Genomic DNA, 19,275 nt, shown 5'->3' on the forward strand with positions numbered 1-19,275 from the left:
GTAAATAAGAAAAGGTTTAAATTTTAAAATCTTTAAAATTTAAACCTGATTAATTGAATTATAGCGAATTATGTTGTTATTTTTTTGTTTTAGAAAAAACCTTTTAAATATAGTTTTTAGTAGTTTTCTATAGTTTTTAATTCTCCTAGTTCGGGGAGAGTTTTATGTATTATTCTTGAAATGTCTTTATCTTCACATTTAAGCGATTTTTTATTAGCAATAAGAATGTTTTTCAATAATATTTTATGATGATTAAAAAAGTCCTTATGCTTTAGTTCTTTAAATGCTAAGTTTTTTCCTTTAGAATTTTTAAAATTTTGGCTCACAAAACTTTTGATGTCATTTCTTTCTTCATTATTTAATTGAATGTTTTTTGCAGCAAAACCTACTATGATTTTGTCAATTAATTTTCCTGTTGTAAAATTCCCCATCAAAATTATTCTTGAAGAGTTTATAACAGTATGTTTTTTTACAATCTCTTTTATAATTGAATCAGTTGATTTTGCTGATTTAGTAGTTTTAAATATTTTGTTTTTTATCAATAAAACTAGACCTTCTGGAGATATTTTATTTTTTGTCCAACTTTGTAAATTATCGAACTCTTTTTTATCCAATCGGTATAAAGCATCGTTTAAACTATTTCGAATCATTAATTCGATATTGTAAAGGTTTGTTATATCGTATCTACTCTTCTTAATCTCAGATATCATAACGTCTTCCCATTCAATTTGGTCAAATAGAAATGGAGAAATTCCAAGTAAGAAAGGATTTTCTATCATCACCGTTTTGCCGTTTTTTATATAACTTGAAAATGAATGTAAGCCAAAACAATATTTTATTTTATAGATCAGATTTGTTTTAAATTCTTTAAAGACTATTTCAATTTCTTTAAAAATTTCATGTTTTATCTCTTCCGTTAAATTTTGATTATTAATGTCTTTTATCATTTTCGTTTCTTCTATTGAATAATGAAAAAAGCGATCTATTATATTGTGTTTTCTACTATCGCGAACTATGTTTTCAAAATCAGAAAATATCATAGGATATTTGTCTTTAAAATCTAATTCCTTTACGATATTACTTTTCATGATTGTTCCATTTATCCATTTGTTGGTTAGTATACTCTTCCGTAATTTTCATGTATTTATCTAAAACTGCATCTTTCTTTATATTGGCTATTTTTTTAATAGCTTTAGGTTCCATGCCTAATAAGAGTGAGTTTGTGATAAAAGTTTTTCTAGCGGTGTGGCTAGTAATAAGTTGGTGTTTTGGTACAGTATTTTGAACTTTTTTTGTTCCAATAAACCATGTTATTGTTGTGGGTTTGTCTAACTCAATAATCTCACAACAATCTTTTATATAGTCGTTAAATTTTTGCTGTGATATCTTAGGTAAAGGTTCATAAATAGTTCCTCGATACTTGTCCAATATTTCCTTTGAAAATTTATTTAAACTAATGATATGGTTTTGAGTTTTAGTTTTCTGTATAGAAATATTGATGTGGGTTTCTGTAATATTAGCACGATGTAATTGAGATAAATCAGAGAATCGTAATCCAGTAAAACATCCCATACAATAGAAATCTTTTACATGATTTAATCTAGAGTTTTCAAAATCATGTTTGTATAATTTTATCAATTCATCATAGGTTAGATATATAATATCAACATCATGCTCAATCCCTTTGAATTTCTCAAAGTCACGATTTGTGGTGTAATTTTTATCTATCGACCATCTGACAAATGATTTTAGAACAGCTATTATTTTTGCGAAATAATTATTTTTTATTTCCTTTTCAAAGAACGAATATTTCATCAATTCTTCATAAAAAAGATCGTTTAATTTGTCAAATGTGATTACAAATCCTGTTTCCTCTTCAAATGTTTTTAAGTAGTTTTTTATAGTTCTTTGAGCTTTTATTGTGTTGTAGGATTTGATTAGTGAACCTGATGTTAGGTATTCTTCAAAACAGTCGAAGAAATCAAAATTTGAATTGATTTCATCTTTCTTTGCTTCAAATTGTTCTAAGAATTTTTGTTTGGAGAAAGCTAATTTATTGGCTCTAAAAAAGAAAAATATATCATTTACCTTAGACTCAATTTTTTGCAATTCATCATTGATAAATTGATAATTGTTGTCCTCTTCTTTTTTCAAATTTGGTTTAACACGTGAGCCTGTCCAGTAAATTTCTTTAGTGTTAAACCCAACATTTTTTCTTATTCTTACTCCTTCGGCTCTAACAACAAATTGAATTGGTATTAGTCCATTTGCAGTAGCTTTCTCTTTTCTTAGTTCAAAAATGACTTTCATTCCAGTTAAAACGAATTAAATTAAAATAAAGGGTGGTCAAAAGGGTGGCTAATCTTGAATTTAAAATGAAAAAAATCAAATAAGTAAAATTATTCCAAACTTTATCTAACCCAAATATAGTAATAAACAGCAAGTTAAAAAGAGGTTAAATCAATTAAATAAGTATGGTACTCCGGCTCCGGGTACAAAAACCGCTTCGAAAGAAGCGGTTTTTTTGTTTTATATCACAAAGAGTTCCTCAATATCAAATCACTTTTGTTTTCTATTTGCTCTTTTTTACCTTTTAAAATCATTTGTGCTAACAGTTGTCCCATCATTTCAAAATGGGTTGAAATGGTTGTGATTCCGTTTTCTACTACTTTTTTTAGCGGGGTTTCATTATAGGATATAATTCCGTAGTCAGTGCCCAATTGTAAATTTTGAATTTTTGCCTTTTCTATTACACTAACTAAATCCCTGTCACTCGGAATAATATACACCTCGCCAGTTGTGATATTTCTGTTTTTAAATTCGGTTATGATTTCATATTCAAAAGCGTGATCGTTGCAAAATTTTTCAAAGCCTATTTTCATCCCAAGCGGTTCACGGAATCCAGGAAAAATCATTATTAGTTTTTTGTATTTGTTCAGCTTTGATTTTCCTTTTAATAGGCCTTCATAAATATCTTTTACAAAGTTTTGGTACACTGCAGGATAGTTCAATAATTTTGGATTTGTTTGGTCAAGAATATAAACGTCCTGAACTGGTAGGGTTTTTATAATTGATGCAGCTTCTTCAAGATTGGTTGGCATGATAATGTATTTTGTATAATTACCGTTGCTGTCATGAATTAGTTTTTGAAAAACGGGAACGTTAAAATGATGAAAAAAAATATCAACCTGAGCTGTAGTTCCTATGTTTTCGAGAAAGGAATTGTACAAGTCTTCTTTGAAAATGTTTAATTCATCAAAGAGTAAAAATATCTTTTGTTTTATGGATACTTCAACGCTTTTTACATAATATCCTTTGCCGGGAATGGCATAAATTATCCCTCTTTTCTTTAACTCATCGTAGGCAAGTAAAACGGTATCTCTAGACAAAGAGAATTCTAAACGTACTTTATTTACGGATGGGAGTCTGTCCCCTTTTTGTAGCAATTCTTGTTGCAGTGCTACTTCAATAGAGATTATGATTTGCTGGTATTTAGGAATGCCTTTATTGTTATGAATGCTGATTAGTTTCATGTAAAAAGTGTTTTTCAAGTTGCAATGTACAAAAACTGGTAGGTACTGGTATGTAATACTTAACAATTATTTTACTTTTGGTTTTTCACATTTCATAATTTATTCATGAAAATAAAACACATATCACATTTTAATAGGGTTTCTGTCCTGAAATCATTTAGTTCTATGCCTAATGGTGATGAGGTTTCTATGTGTGAACTTGTTAATAGCAAGGGAATGCAAATGAAGGTGATGGGTTATGGGGCTACGCTTACATCTTTAAAGGTGCCATTGAAAAATGGTAATTTGATAGATGTAGTTTTGGGTTTTGAAACCCTAGAGGAATATATAAAATCCTATGATTTGCCAAGTGCTCCTTATTTTGGTGCTATTGTAGGGCGATATGCTGGTAGGATAAGTAATGGCGAATTCAAGCTTGGTGGAAAATCTTACTTGTTAAATAAAAACAATAATGGAAATTCGTTACACGGCGGCAGTATTGGTCTAAGCCAGAGAAACTGGAAACTAAAAAGCAAAAAAGAAGGTAGAAATCCTTCTGTTACGTTCACCTATTGCAGTAAGCAAAATGAAGAATTTTTTCCTGGAGACGTTGTGGTTGATGTGACTTATATGCTTACCGATGAAAATGAAATGATAGTAGAGTATGTGGCACATGCATCACAAGACACTATTTTAAACCTGACACATCACAGTTATTTTAACCTAGATGGACATCATAATTCTGTTGCTGATCAGGAGATGCGTGTTAATTCACAAAGAATATTAGAAACCACAAGTTCAGGAATTCCCACCGGTCGATTTTTGAATGTTGCTAATTGTCCTTTCGATTTTACAAATAGCAGAAATTGTCCCGCTACAATAGATACTACTTTTGTTTTAAACAAAGAAAAAGAGTACGCTGCTTCTTTGTACAGCAGCGATAAATTATTAAGAATGTCTGTTTACACCAATCAACCTGCTGTACATGTATACGTAGGCGGGAATTGTTTTGGGGAAATAAAAGGGAAAGATAACGCGGCATATCACCCTACTAGTGGGATTTGTTTTGAAACTCAAAATTTTCCTGATGCTCCTAATCATGATCATTTCCCGAGTGCGATTCTCAAAAAAGGGGAGTTGTATTACCATAAAACTATTTATAAATTTAAATCTTTTTGAGATGAAAAAATACTTTAAAAACTCGGCATTGCTTTCGCTTGTCATACTTGTTTTTTCTTGTTCTGATGCTGGTGACAGTAGCGCTACAGTAACTCCTGATGCAAAACCACCTGTGGTGGCTGAGGAGTTTATCAAAGCCGCTGATATTTCGTATTTGCCAGAAATAGAAGCTTCGGGAGTAATTTTTACCAACAACGGAAAAACAGAGGACATGTTAACCACACTAAAAAGTGCTGGATGTAATACCATTAGAATTCGTTTGTGGAAAGATCCAGCCAACGGACATTCTGGTTTAACTGAGGTAAAAGCTTTGGCACAAAGAGTAAAACAAGCGGGCCTAAAAGTTTGGTTAACCGTTCACTATTCTGACGATTGGGCAGATCCTGCGGTGCAAACCACTCCAGCTGCTTGGAAAAACGTATCTTTTAATGATCTAAAAGCTGCAGTAGCCACCTATACCGCAACTATTTTGACCGAAATTAATCCAGATATTATTCAAATCGGTAATGAAATTAATACCGGATTGCTTTGGCCTCAAGGGCATTTAATCAATCAAGAAGCGCAATGTTTGGCGCTATTGTCTACCGCAAGCGCTACCATTCGAAGCAAAGTGCCAAGTACAAAAATCATGATACACTACGCAGGCGTTTCGGCTACTGATACTAATTGGTTTTTTAATAAAGTAAAAAGTATCGATTATGATTATATCGGTTTGTCGTATTATCCTCTTTGGCATGGGAAAGATATGACTGCGGTAAAAACGACCATTGATGCCTTAGGAAAAAACTTTTCTAAGAAAGTGTTGATTGCAGAAACAGCTTATCCTTTTACCTTAAGTTGGAATGACTGGACCAATAATATCATGGGCTTAGAATCACAATTAATATCTGGATTTCCTGCCACTCCCGAAGGACAAAAAAGTTTTGTTTTGGCGATTAAAGATTTGGTAAAATCGTCTACTTACGGACAAGGTTTTGCGTATTGGGGAGGCGAATGGGTTTCTTTCAAAGGAAGTCAAGCCTCCAATGGTTCTACTTTTGAAAACCAAGCATTCTATGATTTTTCAAATAAAGCATTGCCCGTTTTACAAGCCTTTACCAATTAGTCATGATTACAACAGATAGAATTTTTCAAAGAATAGTGCTACTGCTTTTTTTTGTAAGTTGTACCACTATTGCTTTGGCACAAAAGAAAAAAAACTCGGCTTTCGCCAAAGGGGCCGACGTGAGTTGGTTGCCGCAAATGGAGGCTACTGGGTATCGTTTTTATGATACTGACGGAAAGGAAAAAGATTGTTTGCTATTGCTAAAAGAACGCGGGATGAATACCATTCGTTTGCGTGTATTTGTCAATCCAAGTCAAGACAAAGCGAGTGGTCATTGCAGTACGGCTGAAACGGTGGTTATGGCATTGCGCGCTCAAAAAGCCAAAATGCGCATTATGATTGATTTTCATTATAGCGATACTTGGGCGGATCCCAGTAAACAAGCCAAACCTGCTGCTTGGGCCAATTTATCATTTGATGCGTTACAACAAAAAGTCTATGAACATACATTTGATGTGTTGACCGCTTTAAAAAGAGTAGGTGTTACGCCTGAATGGGTTCAGGTGGGGAATGAAATTCCAGGTGGAATGCTTTGGCCTGATGGGAGTACGAACAATTGGACTCAACTAGCGCAATTATTGAATAAAGGATACGAAGCGACCAAAGCCGTGAACGCCAAAATCAAAGTAATTGTGCATGTAGATGAAGGGAACAACAATGAAAAATTCCGTTGGTTTTTTGATAAAGCCACAGAGCATCACGTAAAATATGACGTAATTGGTTTGTCTTACTATCCCTTTTGGATCAAGAAAGACTATTCAGAAACCATAGCCGATTTACAAAAAAACCTAAATGATATGGCTTCTCGTTATCAGAAAGAGGTAATGGTGGTAGAAGTTGGCGGTGTTGATGAACAAGTACAAAACACCAAAGAACTTCTAGCTGCTACAATCAAAGCCGTAAGAGCCGTTCCCGATAATAAAGGCTTGGGCGTTTTGTATTGGGAGCCGCAAGGAGCTAAATCTTGGAGTGGCTATGGCTTGAGTGCTTGGCAACCAGACGGAAAACCTTCACCAGCATTGGATGCTTTTAAAGAATAATTATAGCTATTTACAAATGAAGAAATTAACGCTTTTTTTGCTGGTTTTTACAGCTTTCACTACAACGACTTTCTCTCAAGCCCGAGTGGTAAAGGTATTGGATACCCATTGGAAATTTCAAAAAGGAAATTTTGAAGACGCTTTTAAAACAAACTTTAACGACTCGAAATGGGAATCGGTTACTGTTCCGCATGATTGGGCAATTTATGGTCCTTTTGATAAAAATGTAGACATACAGAAAGTTGCCATCGTTCAAAATGGAGAAAATGTAGCTACCGAAAAAACAGGAAGAACCGGAGCCTTACCACATATTGGTACTGCGTGGTATCGCAATACATTTAGTTTGCCTAAAGATACCAAAGGCAAGAAAATACTATTGCTTTTTGAAGGCGCTATGAGCGAACCTCAAGTGTATTTGAATGGGAAAAAAGTGGGAGAATGGGCGTATGGCTATAGTTATTTTTATTTTGATGTTTCTCAATTCATTCAAGAAGGCGACAATACTTTAGCCGTAAAATTATCCAATAAAGAATTTGCCTCTCGCTGGTATCCCGGAGCTGGTTTGTATCGAAAAGTAAGTGTGATTATCAAGAACAATGAAAGCATTGACCAATGGGGGCAATTTATAACGACACCTTTTATCAGCGATGCTGTTGCCAAAGTCAATATTAAGACCAATGCTTCTGGTGAAAATATGCGTTTGGTGACCACTATTTTTGATGCTGAAGGAAAGAAACTAAATTCAGAGGAATCAACTAGACCATTCGGGAAAGAATTTGATCAAAATTTAAAAGTAGAAAATCCAAAACTGTGGAGTCCAGAAACGCCTTATTTGTACAAAGCGGTTGCTCAATTGTATGTTGGCAATGAATTGAAAGACGAGTTTACCACCCGTTTTGGAATCCGAGAAATAAAGTATGAAGCCAATAAAGGATTTAGTCTTAATGGGAAAGTGACCAAATTCAAAGGGGTTTGTTTGCATCACGATTTGGGACCTCTTGGTGCTGCGGTAAACAAAGCCGCTTTGCGTAGACAGTTGACCATTTTAAAAGATATGGGATGCAATGCCATTCGCAGTTCGCACAATATGCCTTCTTTCGAGCAATTGGAGTTGGCAGACGAAATGGGTTTTTTGTTTTTGGCAGAGAGTTTCGACGAATGGGTTTTACCAAAAGTAGATAACGGCTACCATCGTTTTTTTGACGAATATGCCGAAAAAGACATTGTGAATTTGGTGCAAGCCACACGTAATCATCCTTCTATTGTAATGTGGAGTTCAGGAAATGAAGTTCCAGATCAGTGGGGAGAAGCGGGTGTAAAACGCGCCAAATGGTTGCAGGAGATTTTTCATAGAGAAGACCCAACGCGTCCTGTAACCGTAGGAATGGATCAAGTAAAAGCGACTATGGAATCTGGTTTTGGAGCTTTGTTGGATATTCCAGGATTGAATTATCGCGTGCATTTGTATGATGAGGCATTCAAAAAATTTCCGCAAGGATTTATTTTAGGTTCCGAAACCGCTTCAACGGTGAGTTCGAGAGGGATTTATAAATTCCCTGTGGTGCAAGAAAAAATGAAGCAATATCCAGATTTTCAATCTTCATCGTATGATTTGGAAGCCTGTAGTTGGTCCAATGTTCCCGATGAAGATTTTGTACTTCAGGATGATAAACCTTGGGTAATTGGTGAATTTGTTTGGACAGGATTTGATTATTTGGGCGAACCGACACCTTATGACGAAAGCTGGCCGTCTCGTAGTTCTTATTTCGGAATTAACGATTTAGCAGGCTTACCGAAAGACCGTTATTATTTGTACCGAAGCCGTTGGAACACCAAGGCAACTACGCTACACATCTTACCCCATTGGAATTGGGAAGGTCGTGAAGGACAAACAACTCCTGTTTTTGTGTATACCAGTTACAACAGTGCAGAACTTTTTATCAATGGCAAAAGTATGGGCGTACAAACCAAAAACAAGAACACGCCGCAAAACCGTTACCGCTTGATGTGGATGGATGTAAAATATGAACCAGGAACGGTAAAGGTCGTAGCTTATGATGCCAATGGAAAAGCGGCAGAAGAAAAGGAAATTCAAACGGCAGGTCAACCGTACCAGATTGTTTTGGATGCAGACCGAAAAACCATCACAGCCGATGGCGAGGATATTTCTTTTGTTACGGTATCTGTAGTGGATAAAAATGGAATTCCTTGTCCAACAGCAACGAACCAAATGAAATTTAAGGTGTCGGGAGCGGGTACGTATCGCGCGGCTTGCAATGGAGATGCGACTTCACTCGAGATGTTCCATAAAGACACGATGAAGCTTTTTAGCGGAAAATTGGTTGTACTTGTGAAATCAAAAACTAACTCTGGAGCCATCCAATTGGAAGTAAACGGAGCTGGTTTAAAGACTGGTAAATTGAATTTGGAAGCAAAGAAGTAAATAAAAAAACAGACCAACACTTTAAAAATTTCAAGAGTAATGAATGATTCATTAATACAAAAAACAACCACTTTTTTTCAGGAAAAATTTGGTAAAGCATCCGAAAGAATAATCCTTTCTCCTGGAAGAATTAACATCATTGGAGAACATGTAGATTACAACGATGGCTTTGTATTGCCTGCTGCTATAGATAAGATCATTTGCTTTGCTTTCGAAAAAAGTAACACTACAACTTCTAAAATCGTTGCTATCGATTTGAATCAAGAATTTGAAGTCGATTTGTTGCAAGACATTCAACTCAGTTCAACCGTTTGGCATAATTATATTTTAGGAGTTTTGAAACAACTACAAGATAATGGTTTTGAATTTAGTGGGGTTAATTGCGTATTTAGTAGCAACATTCCGGTAGGTTCTGGATTGTCGTCTTCGGCTGCATTGGAATGCGGTTTTCTATTTGGTTTAAACGAACTTTTTGATTTAAAAATTAAGCCTATTGATATTGCTTTAATGGGTCAAAATGCAGAACATTGGGTGGGAATCAATTGTGGTATTATGGATCAATTTGCCAGTGTGCATGGACTTGAAAATAAGGTCATCAAATTGGATTGTAATACTTTGGAATTTGAGTACCACAACGCTGATTTTAAAGACTATGCTTTGGTGTTGCTTGATAGTAATGTAAAGCATTCCTTGTTTACATCGGCTTATAATAAAAGAAGAGAAGAATGTGAGGAAGGTCTAGTTATTATCAAAGCCAATTTTCCCGAAATCAAAAGTTTTAGAAATTGTACTGAAGCGCAATTGTTGACTTTGAAAGACAAAATGGATGCTGTTGTTTTTACACGTGTACTATATGTAGTAAAAGAAATTGCCCGTGTGTCTAAAGCCTGCGAAGCTTTGGATGCTGGAAATATTGAGCTTTTGGGGCAATTACTTTTTGAAACACACGATGGTTTGTCTAGAGAATATGAAGTGAGCTGCCCAGAGTTGGATTATTTGGTGGAATTGGCCTTAGCCGATGAGGCCGTAATTGGCTCTAGATTGATGGGCGGTGGTTTTGGCGGTTGCACCATTACTTTGATTAAAAAAGGAAAAGAAGAAGCTGTTAAACAAAAATTTGCTCAATTGTACCAAGAAAAATGGAACATAGAATTGAAAATTTATGATGTAAAAATCGGAAACGGTACATCCTTATATAATGCAAACTAAGATGAAAAATTTTGATATCAACGAAGATCCACATAGACGTTTTAATCCCTTAATCAACGAATGGGTTTTGGTTTCGCCCCATCGTTCCAAAAGGCCTTGGCAAGGCCAAAAAGAAAACATTTCAGTTGTTCAATTACCTGACTACGACCCCGAATGTTACTTGTGCCCAGGTAATGTGCGTGCCAATGGCGAAGTGAATCCTGCCTATGATTCTTGTTATGTTTTTGAAAATGATTTTGCTGCGCTAAAACAAGAACCTATTGCTTTTGAAGAAAATAATGCCCCTACTTTTTTTAAAGCAAAACCAGAACGAGGCATTTCTAGAGTGGTTTGTTTTTCACCAAGACACGATTTGACTTTACCTCAAATGGAGGTCGAGAATATCGAGAATATTGTAGCGACTTGGCAAAAAGAATACACCACTTTGGGCGCTATAGATTATATTAATCATGTTCAAATTTTTGAAAACAAAGGTAGTGTGATGGGCTGTAGTAATCCGCATCCACACGGTCAAATTTGGGCGCAATCGTCTTTGCCTACGCAAGTTGAAAAAACACATAATAGCTTGAAGCAGTATTATGAGCAACAAGGTCGAACCTTATTACAAGATTATGTTCAGGAAGAATTGAAGGTGCAAGAGCGCATCGTTATCGAGAATGAGTATTTTGTAGCTTTGGTGCCTTTTTGGGCCATTTGGCCTTATGAAACCATGATTGTGAGTAAACGTAATGTGTCCAAAATCACTGATTTTAGTGCAGCTGAGGTTACTGCTTTTGCGATTATTTTAAAACAATTAACCACCAAATACGATAATCTTTTCGAAACCTCATTTCCGTATTCTTCGGGAATTCATCAAGCGCCTACTGATGGTCAAGAACATCCAGCATGGCATTTTCACATGCATTTTTATCCGCCTTTGTTGCGTTCAGCGTCTGTAAAGAAATTTATGGTTGGCTACGAAATGATGGGGGAGTCGCAGCGTGATATTACCCCGGAGAAAAGTGCTGAGGTATTACAAAGTCAATCAATTGTTCATTATAAATCTGTTATCCAAAACTAAAAAATTTAACCCATGCAAACGTTAGCCACCCAAGATTACATAGTCTTTTTATGTTATTTCATCCTGATTGTAGGGTATGGAATTTGGATTTATAAAAAGAAAAAGAAAGAAGAAACGAGTAGTAAAGATTATTTTTTAGCCGAGGGATCACTCACTTGGTGGGCCATTGGTGCATCATTAATAGCCAGTAATATTAGTGCGGAGCAATTTATTGGAATGAGCGGAAGTGGTTTCAAAATGGGATTAGCAATTGCTACTTACGAGTGGATGGCCGCTTTTACCTTAATTATTGTTGCTGTCTTCTTTATTCCAGTGTATTTGAAAAACAAAATTTTCACAATGCCTCAGTATTTGAATCAAAGGTATAATAGCAATGTTGCCATGATTATGGCCGTATTTTGGTTGCTATTGTATGTTTTAGTCAATCTTACCTCAATATTGTATTTAGGAGCTTTGGCGATTAGCAGCATTTCTGGTCTTGATATTACTTTGTGTATGATTTTCTTAGCTTTTTTTGCAGTAATGATCACATTGGGCGGAATGAAAGTGATAGGATATACAGATGTGATTCAAGTTTTCTTTTTAATTCTAGGGGGTTTAGTAACAACTTATTTGGCGTTGAATTTAGTTGCCGAAGAGTTTGGTTCTTCTGGAGTTATAAATGGTTTTAATCTAATGACTACGCAAGCCAATGATCATTTTCACATGATTTTTGAAAAATCAAATCCGAATTATATGGATTTACCAGGATTATCTGTTTTGATAGGAGGAATGTTAATCATTAATCTTAATTATTGGGGATGTAACCAATACATTACGCAACGTGCATTAGGTGCTGATCTTAAAACGGCTCGAAACGGAATTTTATTTGCTGCATTTTTGAAATTATTAATGCCTGTAATTGTGGTATTGCCGGGAATAGCAGCTTTTGTGTTGTATCAAAATGGCCATTTTGGCACCGAAATGCTTCAAGATGGGACCGTAAATCCGGATCGTGCTTATCCTGTTTTGTTGAATTTGTTGCCAGTAGGTTTAAAAGGGCTTTCTTTTGCTGCACTTACTGCTGCAATTGTAGCTTCGTTAGCTGGAAAAGCCAATAGTATTGCAACTATTTTTACTTTAGACATTTACAAAACCAAATTAAACGTTGATGCCGATGAGAAGAAACTTGTTAGCATTGGTAAAAAAGCAATTGTAGTTGCTATGCTGATTGCTGTAGTTGTGGCTCCATTTTTAGGAATTGATAAAAAAGGAGGATTTCAATATATTCAAGAGTATACAGGTTTTGTGAGTCCTGGAGTTTTTGCTATGTTTATTTTAGGGTTCTTCTGGAAAAAAACTACTTCGAATGCTGCTTTGTTTGCTACTATTGGTGGTTTCTTACTGTCGCTTGCTTTCAAATTTATGCCAGCTATTATTGATTTATCATTCTTAAATGCTACTGGTTTTTCAGTTCCAAATGCAAATGGTATTTACGAAATTCCTTTCATAGACCGTATGGGCTTTGTGTTCTTGATTTGCGTTGTTGGTATGTATGCCATAAGCATGTATGAAACTGCGCGTGGAGTTAAAACAAATGGTTTAGAAATAGACCGTACCATGTTTAAAATGTCACCTGGTTTTACTGTTGGGATGTTGGTGGTATTATCTCTGATAGCAGCATTTTACACCATTTTTTGGTAAATGATAATCCTGTTCTGAATTTCAAAAGAATATTTTCAGAGCAGGCTTTCATATCTTGATGAGGTTCATTTTGATTAATAAATTAGATCTAATGAACTTTATTTGAAATTACCTTACAATTTGGTACTGATTCTAAATCAAAAAAAAAGCTTTCGATTTACTCGAAAGCTTTTTTTTAACCTTTATAAAAACGAATTAATTGTTAACTAGGGCGTCTTGTTTCCAAGTTTTAACAGATGCAATTCTACTGTTTGAATATTCTACTTCATTTAGTTTGTTTCCATTCCAAAAAAGCCATTTTCCAATTTTTTCTCCATTTGCATAAGTAGCAACACTTAGTTTGTTTCCGTTTTCATCAAATGAAGTCCAAATTCCTTCTAGTTTTCCGTTTTTGAAAAATCCTTCTTGTTGAACTTTTCCATTTTCAAAGTAGTAAGTTGTTTTTACTAATTCTCCAATGGCTTCTAGTTTTGGATTACTTTCTTGAGCTGATGCGATTCCTGTAAACAGTAATACGGCAAAGATGATATATTTTTTCATGATGTGGGGTTTTTAAAATTCATATTAGCTTAACAAAGATAAAAAGTATTTTACAATAAAAAAACTTTATGTTAACAATTTGGTAACATTGAACTAAAATTTAACATTTGAACTTAAAAGGTTTAAAAATCCTATTGCTAAAAATTCTTATTTCACAATTCATTATTCATAATTAGTCCTAAATTTGCACACAAGTCTAAGGACAAAACAAACTAAAATTTTGAAGATGTATAGAAGTCATAATTGTGGCGAGTTAAATGCCTCGCATACCGGTATTAATGTAACTCTTGCGGGTTGGGTTCAAAAATCACGTGATAAAGGATTTATGAATTGGGTTGATTTAAGAGACCGTTATGGAATAACACAATTAATTTTTGACGAAAGTCGTACTGAAAAATCTGTTTTTGAACTAGCAAAAACTCTTGGCCGTGAATTTGTAATTCAGGTTAAAGGAACTGTTATTGAGCGTGAAGCTAAGAATAAAAATATCCCTACTGGTGAAATAGAAATTCTGGTAACCGAATTAACAATTCTAAATGCAGCTTTAACTCCTCCTTTCACTATCGAAGATGAAACAGATGGTGGAGAAGACATTCGTATGAAGTACCGTTACCTTGACATCAGACGTAATCCTGTTAAAAACAGCTTGCTTTTTCGTCACAAAGTAGCTATGGAAGTACGCAAGTATCTTTCGGATCTAGATTTTTGTGAGGTAGAAACACCTTATTTAATCAAGTCTACGCCAGAAGGAGCTAGAGATTTTGTAGTGCCCTCTCGTATGAACGAAGGACAATTTTATGCTTTGCCACAATCTCCGCAAACGTTCAAGCAATTGTTAATGGTGGGTGGAATGGATAAATATTTTCAAATTGTAAAATGTTTCCGTGACGAGGACCTTCGTGCAGACAGACAACCAGAGTTTACACAAATTGACTGTGAGATGGCATTTGTAGAGCAAGAAGACATTTTGAATGTTTTTGAAGGACTAACGCGCCATTTGCTAAAAGAAATAAAAGGTGTTGAGGTTGAAAAATTCCCAAGAATTACCTATGAATATGCTATTAAAACGTACGGAAATGACAAACCAGACATCCGTTTTGGGATGCAGTTTGGGGAGTTAAATCAATACGCGCAACATAAAGATTTCCCAGTTTTTAACGCTGCCGAATTGGTGGTGGGTATAGCTGTGCCGGGAGCAGGAAACTATACCCGTAAAGAAATTGATGCATTAATTGACTGGGTAAAACGTCCGCAAGTAGGAGCTAGTGGGATGGTATATGTAAAATGTAATGATGACGGAACTTATAAATCATCAGTAGATAAGTTTTATGATCAAGAAGATTTATCGCAGTGGGCCAAAATTACTGACTCAAAACCAGGAGATATGATCTTTGTATTATCAGGTCCAGCAGATAAAACAAGAACACAATTATCAGCTTTGCGTATGGAGCTTGCTACACGTCTTGGACTGCGTAAGCCAGATGAGTTTGCTCCGCTTTGGGTAGTTGATTTTCCTTTGTTAGAATTTGATGAGGAAAGTGGTCGTTACCATGCTATGCACCATCCGTTTACATCACCAAAACCAGAGGATATGCACTTGCTAGAAACTGATCCTGGAAAAGTTCGTGCTAATGCATATGATATGGTTTTGAATGGGAACGAAATAGGTGGTGGATCTATCCGTATTCATGATAAAGCTACGCAACAATTAATGTTTAAGTATTTAGGTTTTACCGAGGAAGAAGCTAAGGCGCAATTTGGTTTCTTAATGGATGCATTTCAGTTTGGGGCACCTCCTCATGGTGGATTGGCTTTTGGGTTAGACAGACTTGTTGCAATATTAGGCGGACAGGAAACTATACGAGATTTCATCGCATTTCCTAAGAATAATTCGGGAAGAGATGTCATGATTGATGCACCATCAGTTATTGATGATTCACAGTTAAAAGAATTACATATAAAATTAGCGTAGCTTCACGCGGTCTTAAGATTGTTAGAAAACGTTGAATATCAATATTTTTACAAAATAAAAAGATAAGAACGCATTTCGTATTGTATTAAATATTACATTTGCTACATTATAAATTATTATTACAATTACAATGCGTACAGGTACAGTAAAATTTTTCAATGAGTCTAAAGGTTACGGATTCATTACAGACGAAGAAACAGGAAAAGACATTTTCGTTCACGCTTCAGGAATCAACGCGGAAGAATTGCGCGAAGGTGACAGAGTTAGCTATGAAGAAGAAGAAGGAAGAAAAGGAAAAGTTGCTGCGAAAGTAGCAGTGATCTAAGCATAAAAATATTTTTTTTTGCCTACGAAAGTTTAAAACGTCCCGAGAATATCGGGACGTTTTTTTTATGGGATAAAGTACTAATAATGAAAATTTCAAGATATAAGGTGTTGACTTTAGTTTTGAATTTTCCTCTCAGCTTTCCCAAAGAATAAAAGAACACTCCTTATTTATAATTAATAAAAATTGCAAATTTACAACGATGTAGTTCGCATGTATTTTAAAAAAATTATTGTTATTTAATAATTTGAAAGTTATCTTTGTTGCTTATTCTCATACATAAAAATCATAATATGCAATCAGATCAATTAAATTACATTCCTATTTTAATGCAGTTCCTTTTAGCTGTAGGTTTTGTGGTAGGAACTATTATAGTTTCTGGAAAATTAGGTCCTAAAAGATCGTCTGAGGTTAAAGATAAAAATTTCGAATGTGGTATTGAATCTGTTGGAAATGCTAGGATTCCGTTTTCAGTTAAATATTTTCTTGTAGCCATCCTTTTTGTTTTGTTTGATGTAGAAGTTATTTTCTTGTACCCATGGGCAATCAATTTTAAAGAATTGGGAATGGAAGGAATGGTGAAGATGATCATTTTCATGATGTTGCTTCTAGTTGGTTTTTTCTACATCATAAAAAAGAAAGCCCTAGAGTGGGAATAAAAATTAATTAGGAATTAGAAATAACGAATTATATAGATTTCAATTTCTAATTATTATAAAAGAATGTTTTTAAAATTTAAATTATGAACTCATACTTCATAATTCATAATTCATAATTTTACAAAGATGAGTAATTCAAATGTAAGTATGGTTGCCCCTCCAGAAGGTGTTGTTGGTGAAGGGTTTTTTGCTACTAAACTCAATGATGTAGTAGGCTTAGCTAGAGCAAATTCGCTTTGGCCGTTGCCTTTTGCAACCTCGTGTTGTGGTATAGAGTTTATGGCAACAATGGCATCGCATTATGATTTAGCGCGTTTTGGATCAGAACGAGTGAGTTTTTCTCCACGTCAAGCTGATATGTTGCTTGTGATGGGAACAATTTCAAAGAAAATGGCTCCTATTTTGCGTCAAGTTTATGAACAAATGTCAGAGCCTCGTTGGGTTATTGCAGTTGGAGCTTGTGCATCATCAGGTGGAGTTTTTGATACCTATTCTGTTTTGCAAGGTATTGATAAAGTAATCCCTGTAGATGTTTATGTTCCTGGATGTCCTCCAAGACCAGAACAAATTGTTGATGGAGTCATGAGATTGCAAGAATTGGTAAGAACAGAATCTGTAAGAAGAAGAAGTTCACCTGAATACCAAGAATTATTAGCTTCCTATAATATCAAATAAATAATGGCGCTAGAAACGATACAAATACAAGAAAAATTAGTCGAAACATTTCAAGAGGCTGTTTTTGAATTCAAACAAGAAAAAGATATTTTTTCATTTGAAGTAAATGCTGAAACGATAACAGCCGTTATTTTATTTTTAAAAAACGATACTACATTACGTTTTCATTTTTTAACTGATTTATGTGGAATCCATTATCCTGATAATGATGAAGATCATCAGTTTGCTGTTGTGTACCATTTGCACAATTGGTACGAAAATAAAAGAATCAGAATCAAAGCATATCTTAACGGGGAGAAACCAGAAATTAAAACGATTTCAAACATTTTTTTAAGTTCTAACTGGATGGAGAGAGAAGCTTATGATTTTTACGGAATCAATTTCATAGGACATCCACAGTTGAAACGAATTTTGAATATGGATGAAATGATTTCATTCCCTATGCGAAAAGAGTTTCCAATGGAAGATAGCGGAAGAACAGATAAAGACGATCGTTTCTTTGGAAGAACAACCGATAATTATTAAAAAAGCACACTTTTATAATTTTTCACATTAAATAAATGTCAGAACTATTATTACCACCAGAGCATCGTTATGCCAAAAGAATTGCAGAGCAGTTAAATGAAGATGGTAGCGAACTTTCGATTCTAAATTTAGGTCCTACGCACCCTGCAACACACGGTATTTTTCAAAATATCTTGTTGATGGATGGAGAACGTATTCTTGAAGCTGAGCCTACAATTGGATACATTCACAGAGCATTTGAAAAAATTGCTGAAAACCGACCTTTTTATCAAATCACTCCATTAACGGATAGAATGAATTACTGTTCATCTCCTATAAATAACATGGGTTGGTGGATGACTCTTGAAAAATTACTCGATATTGAAGTGCCAAAAAGAGCGCAATATTTAAGAGTTATTGTGATGGAATTGGCTAGAATTACCGATCATATTATTTGTAATTCGATCTTAGGAGTTGATACCGGAGCTTATACAGGTTTCTTATATGTTTTTCAATTTAGAGAAAAAGTATATGAAATCTACGAAGAAATTTGTGGTGCTCGTTTGACAACTAACATGGGTAGAATTGGTGGTTTTGAAAGAGACTGGCCAGAAGAAGCTTTTAGAAAACTAGATGTTTTTTTAGAAGAATTCCCTGTGGCTTGGAAAGAGTTTGAAAATTTATTTGAAAGAAACAGAATCTTTATTGATAGAACCGTTAATGTGGGGGCTATAACTGCAGAGCAAGCAATGGCTTATGGCTTTACAGGTCCTAATTTACGTGCTGCAGGAGTTGATTATGACGTGCGAGTAGCGCAACCTTATTCTTCATACGAAGATTTTGATTTTATTGTACCAGTAGGAAAATCAGGTGATACTTACGATCGTTTTTGTGTGCGTAATGCAGAGGTTTGGGAGAGTTTAAGTATTATTCGTCAAGCTTTAGAAAAAATGCCTGCTGGAAATGAATACCATGCAGATGTTCCTGATTACTACCTTCCTCCAAAAGAGGATGTGTACACTAATATGGAATCCTTAATTTATCACTTCAAAATTGTAATGGGAGAAGTTCCTGTTCCAGTTGCCGAAATATATCATCCTGTTGAAGGTGGAAACGGAGAATTAGGTTTCTATTTAGTAACTGATGGAAGTAGAACGCCTTATAGATTGCATTTCCGTAGACCTTGCTTTATTTATTATCAAGCATATCCAGAAATGATTAAAGGTTCGTTACTTTCTGACGCGATTGTTATTTTGTCGAGTTTGAATGTAATCGCTGGAGAATTAGACGCATAAATTCAATTAAAAATCAGGAATTAAAAAGTAGATCTTTTGATTTCTAAAAAAATAAATCTTTGTAAACTTTGTGC

17 protein-coding genes are annotated in these 19,275 nt (G+C 34.8%); 13 read left to right on the forward strand and 4 right to left on the reverse strand.

Annotated features, from left to right (window positions below; genetic code table 11):
* Nucleotides 1–116: 116 nt before the first annotated feature.
* The 3 genes from DNC80_RS02095 to DNC80_RS02105 form a co-directional block, all read right to left on the reverse strand.
* The gene (locus tag DNC80_RS02095; RefSeq protein ID WP_182648800.1) at nt 117–1,088 is read right to left on the reverse strand and encodes a hypothetical protein; all 972 of its coding nucleotides are present in this window, start codon (nt 1,086–1,088) and stop codon (nt 117–119) included.
* Entirely contained in the window at nt 1,078–2,310 is a 1,233-nt protein-coding gene (locus tag DNC80_RS02100; RefSeq protein WP_182648802.1) for a site-specific integrase, read from the reverse strand. The genes DNC80_RS02095 and DNC80_RS02100 overlap by 11 nt, the downstream gene beginning before the upstream one ends.
* A 224-nt stretch (nt 2,311–2,534) precedes the next feature.
* The gene (locus DNC80_RS02105) at nt 2,535–3,533 is read right to left on the reverse strand and encodes a GntR family transcriptional regulator (RefSeq protein WP_182648804.1); all 999 of its coding nucleotides are present in this window, start codon (nt 3,531–3,533) and stop codon (nt 2,535–2,537) included.
* Nucleotides 3,534–3,638: 105 nt separating this feature from the next.
* Between DNC80_RS02105 and DNC80_RS02110 the strand changes: the two genes are divergently transcribed.
* The 7 genes from DNC80_RS02110 to DNC80_RS02140 are packed head-to-tail and all read left to right on the forward strand — an operon-like array spanning nt 3,639 to nt 13,231.
* Nucleotides 3,639–4,691 (forward strand): aldose epimerase family protein, encoded by a 1,053-nt coding sequence (locus DNC80_RS02110; RefSeq protein WP_182648806.1) that lies wholly within the window; start codon nt 3,639–3,641, stop codon nt 4,689–4,691.
* A 1-nt stretch (nt 4,692) separates the two neighbouring features.
* Nucleotides 4,693–5,796: a glycosyl hydrolase 53 family protein gene (locus DNC80_RS02115; protein ID WP_182648808.1), complete on the forward strand. Its 1,104-nt coding sequence runs from the start codon at nt 4,693–4,695 to the stop codon at nt 5,794–5,796.
* 2 nt (nt 5,797–5,798) lie between these two features.
* The gene (locus DNC80_RS02120; protein WP_182648810.1) at nt 5,799–6,836 is read left to right on the forward strand and encodes a glycosyl hydrolase 53 family protein; all 1,038 of its coding nucleotides are present in this window, start codon (nt 5,799–5,801) and stop codon (nt 6,834–6,836) included.
* A gap of 16 nt (nt 6,837–6,852) precedes the next feature.
* Nucleotides 6,853–9,279, forward strand: coding sequence for a DUF4982 domain-containing protein (locus DNC80_RS02125; RefSeq protein ID WP_182648812.1), 2,427 nt, complete (start codon nt 6,853–6,855; stop codon nt 9,277–9,279).
* 39 nt (nt 9,280–9,318) lie between these two features.
* The gene (gene galK / locus DNC80_RS02130; protein ID WP_182648814.1) at nt 9,319–10,488 is read left to right on the forward strand and encodes a galactokinase; all 1,170 of its coding nucleotides are present in this window, start codon (nt 9,319–9,321) and stop codon (nt 10,486–10,488) included.
* 1 nt (nt 10,489) lies between these two features.
* The gene (locus DNC80_RS02135; protein WP_182648816.1) at nt 10,490–11,548 is read left to right on the forward strand and encodes a UDP-glucose--hexose-1-phosphate uridylyltransferase; all 1,059 of its coding nucleotides are present in this window, start codon (nt 10,490–10,492) and stop codon (nt 11,546–11,548) included.
* A gap of 12 nt (nt 11,549–11,560) precedes the next feature.
* Nucleotides 11,561–13,231 (forward strand): sodium/sugar symporter, encoded by a 1,671-nt coding sequence (locus DNC80_RS02140; protein ID WP_182648818.1) that lies wholly within the window; start codon nt 11,561–11,563, stop codon nt 13,229–13,231.
* A gap of 195 nt (nt 13,232–13,426) precedes the next feature.
* Here the strand turns inward: DNC80_RS02140 and DNC80_RS02145 are convergent, their stop codons facing one another.
* Nucleotides 13,427–13,771 (reverse strand): toxin-antitoxin system YwqK family antitoxin, encoded by a 345-nt coding sequence (locus tag DNC80_RS02145; protein WP_086453174.1) that lies wholly within the window; start codon nt 13,769–13,771, stop codon nt 13,427–13,429.
* 226 nt (nt 13,772–13,997) lie between these two features.
* Between DNC80_RS02145 and aspS the strand changes: the two genes are divergently transcribed.
* From aspS to DNC80_RS02175, 6 genes are all read left to right on the forward strand, one after another.
* Complete coding sequence (gene aspS / locus DNC80_RS02150) at nt 13,998–15,743, forward strand: aspartate--tRNA ligase (protein ID WP_182648820.1); 1,746 nt, start codon at nt 13,998–14,000, stop codon at nt 15,741–15,743.
* Nucleotides 15,744–15,873: 130 nt separating this feature from the next.
* Nucleotides 15,874–16,068: a cold-shock protein gene (locus DNC80_RS02155; protein WP_007137066.1), complete on the forward strand. Its 195-nt coding sequence runs from the start codon at nt 15,874–15,876 to the stop codon at nt 16,066–16,068.
* A 293-nt stretch (nt 16,069–16,361) separates the two neighbouring features.
* Nucleotides 16,362–16,727, forward strand: coding sequence for an NADH-quinone oxidoreductase subunit A (locus tag DNC80_RS02160; RefSeq protein ID WP_086453176.1), 366 nt, complete (start codon nt 16,362–16,364; stop codon nt 16,725–16,727).
* A gap of 126 nt (nt 16,728–16,853) precedes the next feature.
* Nucleotides 16,854–17,402, forward strand: a complete 549-nt coding sequence (locus tag DNC80_RS02165; RefSeq protein WP_144893356.1) for an NADH-quinone oxidoreductase subunit B — start codon at nt 16,854–16,856, stop codon at nt 17,400–17,402.
* Nucleotides 17,403–17,405: 3 nt separating this feature from the next.
* Nucleotides 17,406–17,927, forward strand: a complete 522-nt coding sequence (locus DNC80_RS02170) for an NADH-quinone oxidoreductase subunit C (protein WP_182648822.1) — start codon at nt 17,406–17,408, stop codon at nt 17,925–17,927.
* 35 nt (nt 17,928–17,962) lie between these two features.
* The gene (locus DNC80_RS02175; protein WP_144893355.1) at nt 17,963–19,201 is read left to right on the forward strand and encodes an NADH-quinone oxidoreductase subunit D; all 1,239 of its coding nucleotides are present in this window, start codon (nt 17,963–17,965) and stop codon (nt 19,199–19,201) included.
* The last annotated feature ends 74 nt before the right edge of the window (nt 19,202–19,275 follow it).

The sequence above is a fragment of the Flavobacterium sp. SOK18b genome, from assembly GCF_014156605.1.
GTDB classification, from domain to species: Bacteria; Bacteroidota; Bacteroidia; order Flavobacteriales; family Flavobacteriaceae; genus Flavobacterium; species Flavobacterium tiangeerense.